Here is a 16,916-nt window from a genome sequence, read left to right as displayed (position 1 = left end):
CACCCCGCCCGTTCATCGGGCGTATGTATTGGCTATGGCACCGCACGCCCGCGCTCGCTAATACAGCCCGCACTGTTGCTGACGGAGATGATGCTTGGCCTCCACGCCGCCCACTGAAGAAGCCTTTCTGCGCGAGGTCGACGAACAGCTCCGGCAGGAGCAGATGATCACCATGTGGAAGCGCTACGGCCGCATCGCGCTGGTCGTCGTGCTGGTGCTGCTGCTGGCGCTGGCCGGCTATCTGTTCTGGCGCGCCGAGGCCGAGAAGAAGCGCGAGGCCAATGGCGAGACGATGGGCGCGCTGATTGCGGACGTCCAGGCGAACCGCACCACCGACGCCGCCAGGAAGATCGACCAGCTGGTGGCGGAAGGCGGCACCGGCTACCGCGTCTCGGCGCTGTTCACCCGCGCCGCGCTGGCCGTCGACAAGGGCGACATCAAGGCGGCCGCCGCCATCTATGCCGGCATCGCCCGCGACGAGGATGCGCCCCAGCCCTATCGCGATGTCGCGCTGATCCGGCAGACTCTGATCGAATATGACGGGCTCCAGCCGCAGCAGGTGATCGACCGGATGCGGCCGCTCACCCAGCCCGACAACGCCTTCTTCGGCACCGCGGGCGAGTTGACCGCGATCGCCATGCTCCAGACCGGGCGCGCCGCCGAGGCGGGCCGCCTGCTCGGCGAAATCGCCCGCGACAAGGAAACCCCCGATACGCTGCGGCAGCGTGCCGCGCGGCTCGCCACCAGCCTGGGCGTCGATGTCGACGCCCTTGCGGCCTCTGCCCCCGCTGCCAAGGATTGACCGTATGAATCGCAAGCTTTTCGCCCTGGCCGGGGCGCTGGCCCTTTCGACCATGCTCAGCGGCTGCGGCATCTTCGGCGGCGGTGAGGGCAAGAAGCCCAAGACCCCGGTGCTGGGCCAGCGGATCGCGGTGCTCACCGCCGAGACCGGCGTGGAGGTCGATCCGTCGCTGGAGGTGGTGCCGGTCACGGTGCCGGCCGAGCAGGTCAATCCCGAATGGTCGCAGCCCGGCGGCAACGCCGCCAAATCGATGGGTCATCTCGCGCTCGGCCAGCAGCTCGGCGTCGCTTGGGACCGCAAGATCGCCGGATCGGATTCGAAGAAGCGCCTGGGCGCAGGCCCGGTGGTCGGCGGCGGCCGCGTCTATGTGATGGACGTCAATGCCACGATCCATGCCTTCGACCTCCGGAGCGGCGCCCCGGCATGGACGGCGACGCTCGGCGACAAGGACGGCAACAAGTCATCGCTGTTCGGCGGCGGCGTCAGTTTCGCGAACGGCAAGGTCTATGCCACCAATGGCGTCGGCGACGCCGCCGCCTTCGATGCGGGCACCGGCAGCCAGCTGTGGAAGGTCCGGCCCGGGGGGCCGCTGCGCGGCGCCCCCTCGATCGGCAACGACGCTATCTATGTGATGAGCCAGGACAACCAGCTGTTCGCGCTCAAGGACTCGAACGGCGAACAGATATGGACCGCCAGCGGCAGCCTGGAGAATGCGGCGGTGTTCGGCGTCGCCGCGCCGGCGATCGGCCAGGGCACGGTCGTTGCGGGCTTCTCCTCCGGCGAGCTCAGCGCCTATCGCTATGAGAATGGCCGTCCCGTCTGGAACGACTCGCTGTCGCGCACCAGCATCAGCACCTCGGTCGCCAGCCTCGTCGACATCGACGCCTCGCCAGTGATCGACCAGGGTCGCGCCTATGCGATCGGCCAGGGCGGGCGCATGGTGGCGATGGACATCCTGACTGGCCAGCGGCTGTGGGAAATCAACCTCGCCGGGATCGAGACCCCCTGGGTCGCGGGCGAATGGGTGTTCGCGGTCACCGACGACGCCAAGATCGTCTGCATCGCCCGCAACAGCGGCCGCATCCGCTGGCAGACCCAGCTGACCCGCTACAAGGATGCCAAGAAGCGCAACAAGCCGATCGGCTGGTCCGGCCCGGTGCTGGCCGGCGGGCGCCTGATCATCGTCAACACGCTCGGGCAGATCGTCAATATCGGGCTGGAGGACGGCAAGATCGGCACGATCACCAAGCTGGGCGACACCATCTACCAGGCGCCGATCGTGGCCGACAACACGCTGCTGGTGATGACCGACAAGGGCAAGCTGGTAGCCTATCGGTAAACGGCCGTCGCCCGGCCCCTTGAAGGCTGGGGGGCGCCGTTCAGATGCCGAGCGCGGCGTCGCTCGCCAGCTTGTCCGCCCGCTCATTGTCGGGATGGCCGGCATGGCCCTTCACCCAGATCCATTCGATCCGGTGCGGCGCCGATGCCGCCAGCAGGCGCTGCCACAGGTCGGCATTCTTGACCGGCTTCCTGTCGGCGGTCTTCCAGCCATTCTTGCGCCAGCCGTGAATCCACTTGGTCAAGCCGTCCATCACATAGCGGCTGTCGGTCGACAGCTTGACCCGGCACGGCTTCTTGAGCGCCTCCAGCCCGCTGATCGCGGCCATCAGCTCCATCCGGTTGTTGGTCGAGGGATTCTCCGCGCCCGACAGCTCCCTTTCGCGATCGCCGAAGCGCAGCAGCGCGCCCCAGCCGCCCGGCCCGGGATTGCCCTTGCACGCACCGTCGGTCGCGATCTCGACGAATGGCAGCTCGCCCGCCCCTTCCAAGGTCATTGGGCAGGCACCAGCGTTTCGGGATCGGCCTCGGCGTAGAAATCCAGCCGGCGCAGAAAGGCGATCGGGTCCTTGCGGGTCACCAGCGCATCGGCGGGGGTGTTGATCCAGTCATAGGCGCGGGTCAGCAGGAAGCGCAGGCAGGCGCCCCGCGCCAGGATCGGAAAGGCCAGCCGCTCCTCGGTCGACAGGCCATGCTGTCGGTCATAGCCCGCGATCAGCGCGCGGCCGAGATCGGCATGATAGCCGGTGCCGTCATTCTCGAAACACCAGGCGGCATGGGTCACCGCCACGTCCCAGGCGCGTATGTCGGTGCAGGCGAAGTAGAAGTCGATCACCCCGCTGACCTCGTCGCCGAGCATCAGCACATTGTCGGGGAAGAGATCGGCATGGATCACGGCGGTCGGCAGGTGGCGCGGCCAGTTAGCCTCCAGCCAGTCGAGTTCGCCCATCACCCGACTACGCAATCCGCTGCAGATCGTATCGAGGTCGGGCGCGCAGCGCTCAGCGAGGTTACGCCACGCGATAAGGCCCATGCTATTGCCGCGCCCCAGCCGGAAGTCGCCCAGCGCCTTGTGCATGTCGCCCAGCGCCCCGCCCGCCGCGCGCGCCTGCGCCGGGGTGGGATGCGTCACGGACACGCCCTGAAGGAACTCGATCAGGCAGGCCGGGCGCCCGGCCAGGGTCTGCAGCTGCTCGCCCCGCCGATCGCGCAACATGCGCGGGATGTTCAGGCCCTTGGCGGCGAGATGATCGGTGAGCGCGGCGAAGAAGGGCAGGTCCTCCACATTCACCCGCTTCTCGTAGAGCGTCAGGATGAAGCGGCCGCCGGTCGTCTCGATCAGGTAGTTGCTGTTCTCGACACCCTCGGCGATGCCCTTGGCCGACAGCAGCGTGCCGACGTCGTAGCGGTGGAGGAAGGCGTTCATCTCCTCGGTGGAGACCTGCGTGTAGACCGCCATTTCCTCAGGCCACCAGCGACCGGGGCAGCTTGAACAACATGTCCTCGGTCACCTCCTCGACCTCGCGTTCACGGATCGCGAAGCGCTGGGCGAGCGCCTCGACCAGCTCGCGCACCAATATCTCCGGTGCCGAGGCGCCGGCGGTGATGCCGAGGGTGCGGACACCCTCCAGCCAGTCGAAATCCACCTCGCCCGCGCGCTGGATCAGCCGCGCCTTCACGCCGTTCCGCTCGGCCACCTCGACGAGGCGCAGCGAGTTGGAGCTGTTCGGCGCGCCGATCACCAGCATCGCGTCGCACTGCGCAGCGATCGCCTTGACCGCCGCCTGGCGGTTCGAGGTGGCGTAGCAGATGTCCTCGCTGCGCGGCGCGGCGATGGCGGGGAAACGGCGCCGCAGCACGCCGATGATCTCGGCGGTGTCGTCGACCGACAGGGTCGTCTGGCTGAGGAAGGCGAGCGGCGCGCCATCGGGCACGGCCACCGTCTCGGCATCGGCGGCGGTCTCGACCAGGGTCATCACCCCGTCGGGCACCTGGCCGAAGGTGCCGATCACCTCGGGATGCCCCTTGTGGCCGATGAACAATATGTGATGGCCGTTCTTCACCAGCCGCTCGGCCTGGCGATGGACCTTGGAGACCAGCGGGCAGGTCGCGTCGAGGAAGTTGAGCCCGCGCTCGGTCGCCTTGGCCGGCACCGCCTTGGGCACGCCATGGGCGGAGAAGACGACGGGCACGTCGTCGGGCACCTCGTCCAGTTCCTCGACGAAGATCGCGCCCTTCGCCTTCAGATCGTCGACGACATATTTGTTATGGACGATCTCGTGTCGCACATAGACCGGCGCGCCATATTTCTCGATCGTCAGCTCGACGATCTGGATCGCCCGGTCGACCCCCGCGCAGAAGCCGCGCGGCGCCGCGATCAGCAGGTCGAGCGGGGGGAGCGGGACAAGGGTCATAGCGGCGCCTTAAGCGATTGCTTGCCTGCGCGAAAGCCGCTTCCTATGATTGGCCAACTGCCGGGCGTGCGCTCCGGACGACGATGTGAAGGATGCCGCTCCGTGCCGTTCCCCAAGACTCCCGCGATCCTGCTCGCTGCCCTGACCCTCGCCTCCTGCGCGCAGGACACCGAGTTCGACGAGCGTGGCGGCTTCAAGATCGCGCGCTCGGCCTGCCCGGCCGCCGCGATCCCCACCTATACCGGCGACATCACCCTGTTCGATCCGCCCGCCGAGCGCCGGGTCGAGGCGATCGACGTCACCGCGACGATCACCAATCTCCAGGCGAACTGCAACGACAGCGGCGACCGTATCCAGGTGACCGCCGGCTTCGACGTCCAGGCGCGCCGCGCTGCGGCCGGACCGGCCCGCACCGTCACCCTGCCGTGGTTCGCCACGGTGCTGCGCGCCGGCACCCAGCTCGAATCGAAGCAGATCGGCCAGGTGACGATCCAGTTCGCCGACGGCCAGCTGCGCGGCAGCGCCCACACCTCCGCCACCGCGATGGTCAACCGCGCCGCGGCCACCCTGCCCGAGGACATCCTCAAGCGCATCAACCGCAAGCGCAAGGCCGGCGATGCCGATGCCGCGCTCGACCCGATGAACGAGCCCGCGGTGCGCGACGCGGTCAACAAGGCCAATTTCGAGCTGCTGGTCGGCTTTCAGCTCACCGAGAGCCAGCTGGCCTACAACGCGGCGCGATAATTCCCCTGCCCCCAGGGCAATGGGGAAAGCTGTGGATGGTTCGCTGCACCGCCACATCGGCCGTTGACTTGGGCGGCGACGCGCGCCAAGGCTGATCCCGTCGTCGCCGGGCAACCGGTGCGGCCATGCGGGAGAGTGTCCGGCCCGACCGGACCGCCGAAGGAGCAACCGCCCCGGAATCTCTCAGGTCCAAGGACCGCATGGCCGGAATCGGCACTCTGGAAAGCGGATGGGGGCTTCGGCCGTCATCCCACCGAAGGGGTAAGCCGGGCCGTCTCAGGTCCGGCGAAAGCTCTCAGGTTCCGTGACAGAGGGGGCCATGACCGACGGGCGCATCACGCCCGGCGTTCGTGGGACCGTCACGGAGAACCGACATGAGCGACGACGCCGAACCCGAAGAGATCATCCAGACCCTGCCGCTGGACCGCTGGCACCACGCCCAGGGCGCGCGCATGGTGCCCTTCGCCGGCTATTCGATGCCAATCCAATATGAAGGCATCATCGCCGAACATCTGTGGGCCCGCGAATCCGCCGGGCTGTTCGATGTTTCGCACATGGGCCAGCTGCTGATCCGCGGCGAGCACGGCACCGATGGCGTCGACACGGCGCTGGAGGCGCTGATGCCGGGCGATTTCACCGGCCTCGGCGTCGACCGGATGCGCTATTCGCTGCTGCTCGACGATGAAGGCGGCATTCTCGACGACCTGATGGTCACGCGCCGCACCGGCGATTTCTACCTGGTCGTCAACGGCGCCACCAAGGCCGACGACATTGCCCATCTCCACGAATATCTGCCCGAGGAGCTGATCCTCAACCATCTCGACGACCAGGCGCTGCTGGCGCTGCAGGGCCCGAAGGCGGTCGATGCGCTGGCGCGGATCTGTCCCGGCGTGGACATGCTGGTGTTCATGACCGCCGGCGCGTTCGAGATCGCCGGGGTGCCGGTCTGGGTCAGCCGTTCGGGCTATACCGGCGAGGACGGCTTCGAGATTTCGCTGCCCGCCGCCGACGCGGAGCAGGTCGCCGCGCTGATCGCCGCGCAGCCCGAGGTCAGGCCGATCGGCTTGGGCGCGCGCGATTCGCTGCGGCTGGAAGCGGGGCTGCCGCTCTACGGGCACGATCTCGACACCACCACCGACGCCGCCGAGGCGGGCCTCGGCTTCGCGGTGCCCAAGCGCCGCCGCGCCGAAGGCGGCTTTCCCGGCGCCACCCGCACCGTCCGCCATTTTAACGAAGGAGCATCCCGCAAGCGGATCGGCCTGATCCTGGCGGGGCGCCTGCCCGCACGCGAGGGCGCGGCCATCTTCGATGGCGACGATCAGGTCGGCACCGTCACCTCGGGCGGCTTCTCGCCGTCGCTGCAGGTGCCGATCGCAATGGGCTATGTCGCCGCCGCGAGCGCCACGCTCAACCGCCCGCTCCAGATCGAGGTCCGGGGCAAGCGCCTCGACGCGACCGTCGCTCCGATGCCTTTCGTCCCCCATCGTTACGTCCGCCAAGGGAGCTGACCCCATGACGACCTACTATACCGAAGACCATGAATGGATTTCCGTCGAAGGCGGCACCGCCACCGTCGGCATCACCGATTATGCGCAGGCGCAGCTGGGCGACATCGTCTTCGTCGAGCTGCCCGCTACGGGCGCCAACGTCGCCAAGGGCGGCGAGGCGGCGGTGGTCGAATCGGTCAAGGCCGCTTCCGACGTATTCGCCCCCGTCACCGGCACGGTGAGCGAAGCCAATGCCGCGCTGGAGGCGGACCCCGCTCTGGTCAACAGCGCGCCCGAAGGCGAGGGCTGGTTCTTCAAGCTGGCGCTTGCCGATCCCTCCGAACTGGAGGGCCTGATGGACGCCGCGGCCTACAAGGCGTTCTGCGACGGACTGTAACCCTCTTCCCCCCTCCCCTTCAGGGGAGGGGCTGGGGGTGGGGCTTCTTCGCGAGCGCACCCCCAGCATCGAGGCCCCACCCCCGGCCCCTCCCCTCAAGGGGAGGGGGGAGTAAACGGAATGCGCTACCTCCCCCTTACCGACAGCGACCGTCAGGCGATGCTCGCCACCATCGGCGCCGGATCGATCGACGACCTGTTCGTCGACGTGCCCGCCGAAGCCCGGCTGTCCGGCCCGATCGCCGGGCTCGCCCCCCATGCGTCTGAACTGGCCGTCGAACGGCACATGTCGAAGCTCGCCCGCCGGAACCTTTCGGCCGGGGAGGCGCCCTTCTTCCTGGGTTGCGGGGCGTATAAGCATCATGTGCCCGCCAGCGTCGATCATCTGATCCAGCGCGGCGAGTTCCTGACCAGCTACACCCCCTATCAGCCCGAGATCGCGCAGGGGACCTTGCAGGCGCTGTTCGAATTCCAGACCCAGGTAGCCCGTCTGTTCGGCTGCGACGTCGCCAACGCCTCGATGTATGATGGTTCGACCGCCTGCTGGGAGGCGATCACCATGGCCCGCCGCGTCACCAAGCGGGCCAAGGCGATCCTCTCGGCCGGCCTCCATCCGCATTATGTGTCGCTGGCGAAGACGATGGCGCGCTTCACCGGCGACCAGCTCGACAGCGCCGCGCCGAGCCTGACCCCTGGCGCGCCCGGCGACGACATGGCCCGGCTGCTCGACGCGATCGACGGCGAGACGAGCTGTGTCGTCGTCCAGAACCCCAATATCCTCGGCCATGTCGCCGACCTCTCCGAACTGGCAGCCCGCTGCCACGAGAAGGGCGCGCTGCTGATCGCGGTGGTCACCGAGCCGGTGGCACTGGGCGCTGTCCGGAGCCCCGGCGAGATGGGCGCCGACATCGTCGTCGGCGAAGGCCAGTCGATCGGCGTCGGCCTCAATTTTGGCGGCCCCTATGTCGGCCTGTTCGCCTGTGCCGAGAAATATGTCCGCCAGATGCCGGGCCGCCTCGCCGGCGTCACCACCGACGCCGACGGCCAGCGCGGCTTCGTGCTGACCCTCTCGACCCGCGAGCAGCATATCCGCCGCGAAAAGGCGACTTCGAACATCTGCACCAATGCCGGGCTCTGCGCGCTCGCCTTCTCGATCCACCTGACCCTGCTGGGCGAGACCGGCCTGCGCCGTCTCGCCACGCTCAACCATGCCAATGCGGTGGCGGCGGCCGACCGGCTGGCGAAGCTGCCCGGGGTCGAACTGCTCAACACCGCCTTCTTCAACGAGTTCACCCTGAAGCTGCCGGTCGAGGCGCGGCCCGTCGTCCGCTCGCTGGCCGACAAGGGCATTCTCGGCGGCGTCTCGCTCGGCCGGCTCTATCCGGGTGAGCCCACCCTCGCCAATGGCCTCGTCGTCGCCGTCACCGAGACGGTGACCGGAGAGGATGTCGAAGCCCTGGCCCAGGCCCTCGAAGCGGAGATCGCGGCATGAGCATGAACAGCGAGGGCCGGGTCACCCGCCCCGAGATTTCGGCGGAAACCACCGCCGCCGCCGAGGCGCCCGCCACCTTCACCGGCAACCGCGCGCTGATGCTGGAGGAAGCGCTGATCTTCGAGCGCGACGATTATGCGCGCACCGGCGTCGACATCGCCGAGGCCCCCGCCGCGGCGAACCGCCTCGGCGGGCTGGAGCGCCACCGCGCGATCGGCCTGCCCGGCCTGCCCGAGCCGGAGGCGGTGCGCCACTATACCCGCCTCAGCCGGCAGAATTATGCGATCGACCTCGGCCTCTTCCCGCTCGGATCATGCACGATGAAGCATAATCCGCGCCTCAACGAGAAGATGGCGCGTCTGCCCGGCTTCGCCGACATCCACCCGCTCGCCCCGGTCGACACGGTGCAGGGCGCGCTGGCCGTGATCGACGAGCTGGCGCACTGGCTGGTCACGCTGACCGGGATGCACGCCGTCGCGATGAGCCCCAAGGCGGGCGCGCATGGCGAGCTGTGCGGGCTGCTGGCGATCCGCGCCGCGCATGATGCGGCGGGCAGCGACCGTTCGGTGATACTGGTCCCCGAATCGGCGCATGGCACCAACCCGGCGACCGCCGCCTTCTGCGGCTACAAGGTGGAGAACATCCCCGCCACCGCCGACGGCCGGGTCGATCTCGACGCGCTCACCGCACGGTTGGGGCCCGACGTCGCCGGGGTGATGATCACCAACCCCAACACCTGCGGCCTGTTCGAGCGCGACATGAAGCGCATCTCGGACGCGGTCCACGCGGCGGGCGGCTATGTCTATTGCGACGGCGCCAATTTCAACGCGATCGTAGGGCGCGTCCGCCCCGGCGATCTCGGCATCGATGCGATGCACATCAACCTGCACAAGACCTTCTCCACCCCACATGGCGGCGGCGGTCCCGGCTCGGGCCCGGTGGTGCTGTCGGAAGCGCTGTCTCCCTATGCCCCGCTGCCCTTCGTCGCGAAGCAGGGCGATGGCAGCTTCAAGCTGATCGAGGAGGAGACCGCCGGAGAGGACCATCCCGGCAGCTTCGGCCGCATGGCCGCGTTCAACGGCCAGATGGGCATGTTCACCCGCGCGCTCACCTATATCCTCAGCCATGGCGCCGACGGCCTCCGCCAGGTCGCCGAGGATGCGGTGCTCAACGCCAACTATGTGCTGCGTAGCCTCGACGGCCTGCTCGACGCACCGTTCGGCGCGAGCGGGCCCTGCATGCACGAGGCGCTGTTCAGCGACGATGGGCTGGCGCCGGGCTTCACCACATTGGACATCGCCAAGGGCCTGATCGACGAGGGCTTCCACCCGATGACCATGTATTTCCCGCTGGTCGTCCATGGCGCGATGCTGATCGAGCCGACCGAGACCGAGGGCAAGGCTACGCTGGACCAGTTCGTCGGCGCGCTGCGCTCGGTGGCCGAGCGGGCAAAGGCCGGCGATGCCGCGCTCAAGGCCGCGCCCGCCATGGCCCCCCGCCGCCGCCTCGACGAGACCGCTGCTGCGCGGAAGCCCGTGCTGGTATGGAAGGACGAGCCGCTGCCCGAAGCCGCGGAGTAACCAGCTTCCTCTCCGCGCGAAGCGCGGGGAGGAACAGGAGCAATTGATGCCCGACGCCCGCCGCCACGCCCCCGCCACCGAGCGGAACCGCGAGCCGATCGCCGCCATCCTGCGGAACGTCCTGCCCGCGACCGGCACCGTCCTCGAAGTGGCGAGCGGCACCGGCGAGCATGCGATTCATTTCGCCGGGATCTTCCCGACGCTGCAATGGATCCCCAGCGATCCCGATCCCTCCGCCCTCGCGTCGATCCGCGCTTGGGCGGAGACCGCACGCCTGCCCAACCTGCGCCCGCCGCTGCTGCTCGACGCCAGCGCCTCCAACTGGCCGATCGAGCGCGCCGACGCGATGCTGTGCATCAACATGGTGCATATCAGCCCGTGGGAAGCGACGATGGGGCTGATGGCGGGCGCGGGCCGTCTGCTCGCCTGTAGCGCGCCGCTGTTTCTCTACGGTCCCCATCTTCAGCAAGGGGTCGAGACCGCGCCCAGCAACCTTGCCTTCGACGCAAGCCTGAAGAGCCGCGATCCGCGCTGGGGATTGCGCCGGGTGGAGGAGGTCGCCGCGCTGGCCGAAAGCCACGGGCTCGCGCTTGAGGCGGTCCACCCGATGCCGGCGAACAACCTCAGCCTGCTGCTGCGGAAGCGCTGACGCCCGAGGCGATGGTGCCCGCCGGGGCATCGAACTGCCAGTCGCAGACATGGCGGCGATGGGCGAAGCGCCAGCGGCCCGCCTCCTTCACGCAGCGGTCGATATAGCGCAGGCCGCGCACCGTGACGAAGCCGGGCCGGTTGGTGAGGCAGGCGATCGCGCTGGTGCGGATCACGGCTTCGTCGCCATCGACGCTGATCAGTATGTTGCTCATCATATGGGTCGAGGGGGTCGCCATGCCGATCCCCTCGCGAAACGCCCGATCCATGAAGGCGCGGATCGCGGCGCGGCCCTCCAGCCGGGTGCCGCCGTCATAGTCGGCGACGGCCCCTTCCGCGAAGCAGGCCGCCAGCCCGTCGAGATCGCGATCGTCGATCGTCGCGGCGTAGCGATGGACCAGGTCGGTCAGCGCGGCACAATCGGCCAGCTCCCCTGGGCTCATGCCGCGGCGATCGGGCGGGCGTTGCGCGATGGGGTGATACGGATCGGGCAGGCGACGCTGAGATCGAGCACCGCGTTGATCCGGCCGAGGCCGAGCCATTTGGCGCAGGAGGCGGCGAGGTCGATGATCTCGGCATCGCTGAAGCCTTTGCGCAGTTCGGCCCAGAAGGCGTCGTCGAAGGCCTGCGCCCCTTCCGCGAAGCGCTCGGCAAAGCCGATGGCGAGGCGGACACGGGGGGCATAACGGTGGCGCAGCGCGGGATCGTCGACGTCATTGTAGAAGGCCTCGTCGAGCCCGAAGGCATCCATGTCGGCGATGCGCGCGTCGGAGCAGGGCTCGCAGCCGTTGATGTGGGCGATGCGAATGCGCGCCGCCTCATGCTCCGGCACGGGGACGATCGACTCACGCTGGATCGCCTCGCTGAAGCGCTCCGCCGCCGTGCCGATGTCGGGCGCGATCATCTGCCACATCCGGGCCCGATCGGGTTCGTTGCCGTCCGGAAGTTCGATTCGCGCCATGTCATTCTCCTCTCGTGATGATTGTCGGCGCGGCGCCCGAATCCCGCACCCGGCAGATTGGCTAGGTCGAAAAAGCAGGAATTCGCCCCGGTTCGACACAAAAGTTCACGATTCCCGCCGTGCACGAGCCTGTAGCGTCTGCTACATTGCCTCGGGCAATCGGGGGATTCGCACATGGAAATATCTACGGCTCGCGGCGCCAGGCGCGCCGGGCTTACCGAAGCGCTGGCCGACCTTGCCCTGCAGGGCGGGCTCGATGCACTGTCGCTGCGCCCGGCGGCGGCAAAGCTCGGCACCAGTGATCGCATGCTGCTCTATTATTTCGGGACGAAGGCGGCGCTGCTCGACGATGTGCTGGGCTGCGTCGCCCATCGCTTCGCCGCCTATCTGGCCGACAGCACCCGCAATGTCCGCATCCCGCCGCATCTGATGGTGGGCCACACCCTCGCGCTGATGGCGAAGCCCGAAGCGCGGCCTTTCGTCGAACTGTGGTTCGAGGTCGCGGCCCGCGCGACGCGCGGCGACGCCCTTCATGCGCGCGCGGCGTCGAAGATCGCCGAAGGCTGGACCGACTGGATCGTGCGCAGCGTCCATTTCCCGGCCGGCACCGCCTCGCGCAGCGCCGCCGCGATGATGCTGGCGATCGTCAACGGCCTCGCTCTGCTCGAATCGACTGCGCCATCGGTCGCGGCGGCGGCGCGCTCCCGGGTTCAGGCGGCCGCGGCCTGAGCCGCTCAGCTTTCCGCGCGGAGCAGCGTGATGCGGGCCTTGCCATGCACCCGCTCGGCTTCCACGGTGAAGCCCGGCACGGCGACCTCTTCGGTCTTCGCGGTCTCGATGCTGGCCCAGCCGCCAGGCGCGAGGCCGATCTTCGGGAGTATCTTCTGCCCCAGGCCGGTGCCGTAGGGCGGATCGACCAACACAAGATCGAACGGCCCGCCGGCGAACCCCTCGGCCGCGACCGGGCGCACCTCGGCATCCGCGCCCAGCCTGGCGATATTGGCGCGCAGTGCCTCGATCGCGGTACGGTCGCGCTCGACGAACACGCAATGCGCCGCGCCGCGCGACAGCGCCTCCAGGCCCAGCGCCCCGGTCCCCGCGCAGATATCGGCCACCTTCAGCCCCTCGAAGCTGCCCAGACGGCTGGTCAGCATAGAGAACAGCGCCTCGCGGGTGCGGTCGGCGGTCGGGCGCGTCGCCTGCCCCTCGGGCGCCAGCAATGGCCGCCCGCGCCATTGGCCGGCGATGATCCTCATGCCGGCTTCGCGGCCTTCAGCGTCTTGCGGAAGGCGACGAGCTGGTGCTGCAATATCTCGCCCACCTCGCCCGGCTGGAGATCGCCCAGCTCGAACGGGCCATAGGCGATGCGGATCAGGCGTGACACCTCGAGGCCGAGATATTCGAGCACGCGGCGAACTTCGCGGTTCTTGCCCTCGCGCAGCTTCATCTCGATCCAGACATTGGCGCCGGTGCGCCGTTCCATGTTCGCGTCGATCGATCCGTAGCGGACCCCGTCGATCTCGACCCCCTCGATCAGCGATTCGAGCTGGTCCTGGGTGACGTTGCCATAGGCACGGGCGCGATAGACCCGCTCCACCCCGGTCGCCGGCAGCTCCAGCTGGCGCTTGAACTCGCCATCGGTGGTGAGCAGCAGCAGCCCTTCGGTGTTCAGGTCGAGCCGGCCGATCGGCATGACGCGGGGCAGGCCCGCCGGCAGCCTGTCGTAGATGGTCGGCCGCCCCTTGGGATCGCGCTCGGTGGTGAGCAGGCCCTTGGGCTTGTGGAACAGGAACAGCCGGGTCGCCTCGGGCGCCGCTACCGGCTTGCCGTCAACGGTCACGCCTTTCAGCGAGGTCAGCAGGGTGGCGGGGGTATCGATCGCATTGCCGTCGATCGCGACCCGCCCCTCGACGATCATCCGCTCGATCTCGCGGCGCGAGGCGATGCCGGCTCGGGCCAGCAGCTTGGCGATGCGCTGCGGCTCCTTGCCGCCCTTGGCGGCGGCGGCGCGGGCGGGGTGGGGAACCGACGGCTTGACCGGCCGGGCCAGGCCGCGCGCCTGTCGGCGGCCAAGCTTGGGCGGCGGTATGGGATTTCCGGACGGCTTCTTGGGAGGACGCATCGCCGCTCTGTAGCGATGTGCCGTGGGAAGCGCCAGTTCAGCGTCCGTCGGGGCGACGCCAATCGTCTAATCGTCGACCATCTCGCTTTCGATGCAACCCAGCCAGCCGAGGCCGCGATAGGTCTCGTAACCGGGGGTCAGGGCGAAGGCGATCAGCTTGCCGTCGCGCTGGTAATAGCCGCTCTCGCGCCGTTCGGTCTGGAGCGGATAATGCTCGGTGCAGATACCCTGTCCGTCCGACGAGGCGATGATTCGGTGGGTCGCGTCGAGCAGCATCAGGCGCGATGTGGTGCGCTCGGCCGGCGACAGGCCGATTCCGTCGAGGATCGCGGCGGCCTGGGGCGCCCAGTCGAAGAAGATGCCGAGCGCGCCGATCGGCGTGCCACGGGTGCGGCCGCCCTCGCGCACCGCGGTCGAGTAGGTCGCCACCTGGGCCTGGCCCAGCGTCGGGTTGGTCGAGATGTCGCAGACGCGGAAATCGTCGCCGGTCTGGGTTCCCATCGCCGCGCGGAACCAGTCCTCGCCGGCGACATTCTGCCCGATCGCGTCGGGATAGCTGTCGGGCCGCCCGGTGGCGATCACGCGGCCGTGGCGGTCGGCCACCCAAAGGTCGAGATAGACGGTGTAGCTGCGCAGGATCGTCGCCAGCCGCTCGGTCGCGTGCGCGATATTGGCGGTGCTGGGATCCTCGAGCACCTGGGTCACCGAGCTGTCGGTCGCCCACCAGCGCACGTCGCACGAGCGTTCATAGAGGTTGCGATCGATGATCTCGACCGCCGATCGGGCGAGATCGGTATGGCGGGTGCCCTTGAAATCGACCAGCATCTGGCTGCCGGCGGTGCGCAGCGAGGCGATGTTCGACGCGATCGCCGAGCGCAACTCCGCGCCGATTCCCGAGATGGCGGTGGCCAGCGCCCCCAATTCCTGCGCGACGACCGAGAAGGCGCGCCCCGCCTCGCCGGCGCGCGCCGCCTCCAGCCGGGCGTTGATCGCCAGCATGCCGGTCTGCTTCATCACCCGGTCGATACGATCGACCTTTTCTTCCGTGATGCGCGAGACCTCATAGGCCAGGCGCAAGATATCATCCTGCATGCGTGGTCTCCCGATCCGACCCCGTTTGCGGCACCCTCGGCATCATAGTGATGGATTCGGTTGCTCTTTCAGAGAAAGAAGGTGACCGTAAATGGTGAACAAAAGGTAAGCGGATACGTCGAATTCCACCAAAATCCGCCATTCGCTGCACTGCACTATGGAGAATGACATCATGAGCGAGGCCCCAGCCTCCCCGAACGCCGCCTGGGAAGCGATCCGCCAGGCGCCGGCGACGAGCCTGACCGACCTCTTCACCGCCGAACCCGACCGCCTGTCGCGGCTGGCGATCGAGGAGGCCGGGCTGCTGTTCGATTTCTCCAAGACCCATATTTCGACGGAGCTGATCGCCCGCTTCACCGCGCTGGCCGACGCGAGCGGCTTCGCGGCCAGGCGCGACGCGCTGTTCGCGGGGGAGGCGGTGAACGTAACGGAAGGCCGGGCCGCCGAGCACCCCGCCGAACGGGGCAGTGGTGCCCCCGACAGCGTCGCCCGCGCCCGTCAGTTCCACGCGCGGATGCGGGGCATGATCGACGCGATCGAGGCCGAGGCGTTCGGCCCGATCCGCCACATCCTCCATGTCGGCATCGGCGGATCGGCGCTGGGGCCGGACCTGCTGGTCGACGCGCTCGGCCGCAACAGCGACCGCTATGAGGTGGCGGTGGTGTCGAATGTCGACGGCGCCGCGCTCGACGAGGTGTTCGAGCGCTTCGATCCGCAGGCGACGCTGCTGGTGGTTGCCTCCAAGACCTTCACCACCACCGAGACGATGCTCAACGCGCGCAGCGTGCTCGCCTGGATGGAGGAGGACAATGTCGACGATCCCTATGCACGGGTGATCGCGCTGACCGCCGCGCCCGACAAGGCGGTGGAATGGGGCGTCGACGAGACCCGTATCCTGCCCTTCGCCGAAAGCGTCGGCGGCCGCTATTCCTTATGGTCGTCGATCGGCTTCCCGGCGGCGCTGGCGCTGGGCTGGGACGCGTTCGAAAGCCTGCTGGAGGGCGCGGCGGCGATGGACCGGCATTTCCGGCTCGCCCCGGCGGAGGCGAACCTGCCGCTGCTCGCCGCCTTCGTCGACCAATATTATTCGGTCGCGCGCGGCGCCGAGACCCGCGCGGTCTTCGCCTATGACGAGCGGCTGCGGCTGCTGCCCTCCTATCTCCAGCAGCTGGAGATGGAATCGAACGGCAAGCGGGTGAAGGCCGACGGATCGCCGGTCGACACGCCCACCGCCGCGATCACCTGGGGCGGCGTCGGCACCGACGCGCAGCATGCCGTCTTCCAGCTGCTCCACCAGGGCACCCGTCTCGTTCCCGTCGAGTTCGTCGCCGCGATCGAGCCCGATCATCCGCTCGACGAGGCGCACCACCGCACCCTGCTGGTCAACTGCTTCGCGCAGGGCGCGGCACTGATGGCGGGCAAGGCCAATGATGGCGATCCGGCCCGCGCCTATCCCGGCGACCGGCCCTCGACCACGATCCTGCTCGACCGGGTCGATGCCGCGCGGCTCGGCGCGCTGCTCGCCTTCTACGAGCATCGCACCTTCGCCAATGCGGTGCTGATGGGGATCAACCCGTTCGACCAGTTCGGCGTCGAGCTAGGCAAGGAGATCGCCCGGTCGATCGAGAGCGAAGGCACCGACCGCTTCGACCCCTCGACAAGGGCGCTGATCGCCCGCGCCCTGGGGTAAGACCCCGTCCTGCCCCCCTCATGCCAGCGAAAGCTGGAATCCCACTGCCTTCTTGTCCCGCACGAAGGGAAGGGAGATCCCGGCTCCCGCCGGGATGACGAAGGAACTGGCGAATCCGCTTGCAACAATCCTGGCTTATCGCTGGGATGC

18 protein-coding genes and 1 riboswitch are annotated in these 16,916 nt (G+C 68.5%); of the genes, 10 read left to right on the top strand and 8 right to left on the bottom strand.

Features of this window, described 5'->3' with window-relative positions; genetic code table 11:
* The first annotated feature begins 94 nt into the window (after positions 1-94).
* Positions 95-802, top strand: coding sequence for a tetratricopeptide repeat protein (locus CMV14_RS03075; protein WP_066968000.1), 708 nt, complete (start codon positions 95-97; stop codon positions 800-802).
* A 4-nt stretch (positions 803-806) separates the two neighbouring features.
* The gene (locus tag CMV14_RS03070) at positions 807-2,141 is read left to right on the top strand and encodes a PQQ-like beta-propeller repeat protein (RefSeq protein WP_066967996.1); all 1,335 of its coding nucleotides are present in this window, start codon (positions 807-809) and stop codon (positions 2,139-2,141) included.
* Positions 2,142-2,181: 40 nt separating this feature from the next.
* Here the strand turns inward: CMV14_RS03070 and rnhA are convergent, their stop codons facing one another.
* The 3 genes from rnhA to ispH are packed head-to-tail and all read right to left on the bottom strand — an operon-like array spanning position 2,182 to position 4,554.
* Positions 2,182-2,637 carry a ribonuclease HI gene (gene rnhA / locus CMV14_RS03065; RefSeq protein WP_066967993.1) on the bottom strand — a complete coding sequence of 152 codons (456 nt, stop codon included), beginning with the start codon at positions 2,635-2,637 and terminating at the stop codon, positions 2,182-2,184.
* Positions 2,634-3,599, bottom strand: a complete 966-nt coding sequence (gene thrB / locus CMV14_RS03060; RefSeq protein ID WP_066967990.1) for a homoserine kinase — start codon at positions 3,597-3,599, stop codon at positions 2,634-2,636. The genes rnhA and thrB overlap by 4 nt, the downstream gene beginning before the upstream one ends.
* Before the next feature lie 4 nt (positions 3,600-3,603).
* Positions 3,604-4,554 (bottom strand): 4-hydroxy-3-methylbut-2-enyl diphosphate reductase, encoded by a 951-nt coding sequence (gene ispH, locus CMV14_RS03055; protein WP_066967987.1) that lies wholly within the window; start codon positions 4,552-4,554, stop codon positions 3,604-3,606.
* Between the two features lie 102 nt (positions 4,555-4,656).
* On the opposite strand from ispH, the gene CMV14_RS03050 reads away from it, so the two are divergent.
* The 6 genes from CMV14_RS03050 (at position 4,657) to CMV14_RS03025 (ending at position 10,902) form a co-directional block, all read left to right on the top strand.
* Complete coding sequence (locus tag CMV14_RS03050) at positions 4,657-5,298, top strand: hypothetical protein (protein ID WP_066967982.1); 642 nt, start codon at positions 4,657-4,659, stop codon at positions 5,296-5,298.
* A gap of 118 nt (positions 5,299-5,416) precedes the next feature.
* Positions 5,417-5,507: riboswitch (glycine riboswitch) on the top strand.
* A gap of 165 nt (positions 5,508-5,672) precedes the next feature.
* Positions 5,673-6,806 (top strand): glycine cleavage system aminomethyltransferase GcvT, encoded by a 1,134-nt coding sequence (gcvT, locus tag CMV14_RS03045; protein WP_066967979.1) that lies wholly within the window; start codon positions 5,673-5,675, stop codon positions 6,804-6,806.
* Between the two features lie 4 nt (positions 6,807-6,810).
* A complete protein-coding gene (gene gcvH / locus CMV14_RS03040) occupies positions 6,811-7,182 on the top strand; it encodes a glycine cleavage system protein GcvH (RefSeq protein ID WP_066967976.1) in 372 nt (123 codons plus the stop codon).
* 120 nt (positions 7,183-7,302) lie between these two features.
* Positions 7,303-8,673 (top strand): aminomethyl-transferring glycine dehydrogenase subunit GcvPA, encoded by a 1,371-nt coding sequence (gene gcvPA / locus CMV14_RS03035; RefSeq protein WP_066967975.1) that lies wholly within the window; start codon positions 7,303-7,305, stop codon positions 8,671-8,673.
* A complete protein-coding gene (gene gcvPB, locus CMV14_RS03030) occupies positions 8,670-10,253 on the top strand; it encodes an aminomethyl-transferring glycine dehydrogenase subunit GcvPB (RefSeq protein WP_066967972.1) in 1,584 nt (527 codons plus the stop codon). The genes gcvPA and gcvPB overlap by 4 nt, the downstream gene beginning before the upstream one ends.
* Before the next feature lie 46 nt (positions 10,254-10,299).
* Entirely contained in the window at positions 10,300-10,902 is a 603-nt protein-coding gene (locus CMV14_RS03025) for a DUF938 domain-containing protein (RefSeq protein ID WP_066967970.1), read from the top strand.
* Here the strand turns inward: CMV14_RS03025 and CMV14_RS03020 are convergent.
* The gene (locus CMV14_RS03020) at positions 10,877-11,344 is read right to left on the bottom strand and encodes a nuclear transport factor 2 family protein (RefSeq protein ID WP_066967967.1); all 468 of its coding nucleotides are present in this window, start codon (positions 11,342-11,344) and stop codon (positions 10,877-10,879) included. The two genes, CMV14_RS03025 and CMV14_RS03020, sit on opposite strands and share 26 nt — an antisense overlap.
* Positions 11,341-11,862 (bottom strand): carboxymuconolactone decarboxylase family protein, encoded by a 522-nt coding sequence (locus tag CMV14_RS03015; protein WP_066967964.1) that lies wholly within the window; start codon positions 11,860-11,862, stop codon positions 11,341-11,343. Before CMV14_RS03015 ends, CMV14_RS03020 begins: the two co-directional genes overlap by 4 nt.
* Positions 11,863-12,036: 174 nt before the next feature.
* Between CMV14_RS03015 and CMV14_RS03010 the strand changes: the two genes are divergently transcribed.
* Positions 12,037-12,591, top strand: a complete 555-nt coding sequence (locus tag CMV14_RS03010) for a TetR family transcriptional regulator (RefSeq protein WP_066967961.1) — start codon at positions 12,037-12,039, stop codon at positions 12,589-12,591.
* A gap of 5 nt (positions 12,592-12,596) precedes the next feature.
* On the opposite strand, the gene rsmD is transcribed toward CMV14_RS03010, so the two are convergent.
* The 3 genes from rsmD to CMV14_RS27365 form a co-directional block, all read right to left on the bottom strand.
* Positions 12,597-13,118, bottom strand: a complete 522-nt coding sequence (rsmD, locus tag CMV14_RS03005) for a 16S rRNA (guanine(966)-N(2))-methyltransferase RsmD (RefSeq protein WP_066967957.1) — start codon at positions 13,116-13,118, stop codon at positions 12,597-12,599.
* Complete coding sequence (locus CMV14_RS03000; protein ID WP_066967954.1) at positions 13,115-13,984, bottom strand: pseudouridine synthase; 870 nt, start codon at positions 13,982-13,984, stop codon at positions 13,115-13,117. Before CMV14_RS03000 ends, rsmD begins: the two co-directional genes overlap by 4 nt.
* A gap of 66 nt (positions 13,985-14,050) precedes the next feature.
* On the bottom strand, positions 14,051-15,076 hold the full coding sequence (locus CMV14_RS27365; protein ID WP_066967951.1) for a cache domain-containing protein: 1,026 nt from the start codon (positions 15,074-15,076) through the stop codon (positions 14,051-14,053).
* Positions 15,077-15,248: 172 nt separating this feature from the next.
* On the opposite strand from CMV14_RS27365, the gene pgi reads away from it, so the two are divergent.
* On the top strand, positions 15,249-16,766 hold the full coding sequence (pgi, locus tag CMV14_RS02990; RefSeq protein ID WP_176489067.1) for a glucose-6-phosphate isomerase: 1,518 nt from the start codon (positions 15,249-15,251) through the stop codon (positions 16,764-16,766).
* Positions 16,767-16,916 lie beyond the last annotated feature (150 nt).

This window comes from Rhizorhabdus dicambivorans (genome assembly GCF_002355275.1).
GTDB classification, from domain to species: Bacteria; Pseudomonadota; Alphaproteobacteria; order Sphingomonadales; family Sphingomonadaceae; genus Rhizorhabdus; species Rhizorhabdus dicambivorans.
Note: the sequence above shows the minus strand (reverse complement) of the source record. Positions and strands in the feature narration are given on the sequence as shown.

What these genes read in the sequence shown, in the direction of transcription:
- CMV14_RS03000 (WP_066967954.1), bottom strand. Translation starts at nt 13,984, where the DNA reads ATGCGTCCTCCCAAGAAGCCGTCCGGAAATCCCATACCGCCGCCCAAG.
- CMV14_RS27365 (WP_066967951.1), bottom strand. Translation starts at nt 15,076, where the DNA reads ATGCAGGATGATATCTTGCGCCTGGCCTATGAGGTCTCGCGCATCACG.
- CMV14_RS03020 (WP_066967967.1), bottom strand. Translation starts at nt 11,344, where the DNA reads ATGAGCCCAGGGGAGCTGGCCGATTGTGCCGCGCTGACCGACCTGGTC.
- CMV14_RS03015 (WP_066967964.1), bottom strand. Translation starts at nt 11,862, where the DNA reads ATGGCGCGAATCGAACTTCCGGACGGCAACGAACCCGATCGGGCCCGG.
- rsmD (WP_066967957.1), bottom strand. Translation starts at nt 13,118, where the DNA reads ATGAGGATCATCGCCGGCCAATGGCGCGGGCGGCCATTGCTGGCGCCC.
- gcvH (WP_066967976.1), top strand. Translation starts at nt 6,811, where the DNA reads ATGACGACCTACTATACCGAAGACCATGAATGGATTTCCGTCGAAGGC.
- thrB (WP_066967990.1), bottom strand. Translation starts at nt 3,599, where the DNA reads ATGGCGGTCTACACGCAGGTCTCCACCGAGGAGATGAACGCCTTCCTC.
- ispH (WP_066967987.1), bottom strand. Translation starts at nt 4,554, where the DNA reads ATGACCCTTGTCCCGCTCCCCCCGCTCGACCTGCTGATCGCGGCGCCG.
- CMV14_RS03010 (WP_066967961.1), top strand. Translation starts at nt 12,037, where the DNA reads ATGGAAATATCTACGGCTCGCGGCGCCAGGCGCGCCGGGCTTACCGAA.
- gcvPB (WP_066967972.1), top strand. Translation starts at nt 8,670, where the DNA reads ATGAGCATGAACAGCGAGGGCCGGGTCACCCGCCCCGAGATTTCGGCG.
- pgi (WP_176489067.1), top strand. Translation starts at nt 15,249, where the DNA reads ATGAGCGAGGCCCCAGCCTCCCCGAACGCCGCCTGGGAAGCGATCCGC.
- CMV14_RS03070 (WP_066967996.1), top strand. Translation starts at nt 807, where the DNA reads ATGAATCGCAAGCTTTTCGCCCTGGCCGGGGCGCTGGCCCTTTCGACC.
- gcvT (WP_066967979.1), top strand. Translation starts at nt 5,673, where the DNA reads ATGAGCGACGACGCCGAACCCGAAGAGATCATCCAGACCCTGCCGCTG.
- rnhA (WP_066967993.1), bottom strand. Translation starts at nt 2,637, where the DNA reads ATGACCTTGGAAGGGGCGGGCGAGCTGCCATTCGTCGAGATCGCGACC.
- gcvPA (WP_066967975.1), top strand. Translation starts at nt 7,303, where the DNA reads ATGCGCTACCTCCCCCTTACCGACAGCGACCGTCAGGCGATGCTCGCC.
- CMV14_RS03025 (WP_066967970.1), top strand. Translation starts at nt 10,300, where the DNA reads ATGCCCGACGCCCGCCGCCACGCCCCCGCCACCGAGCGGAACCGCGAG.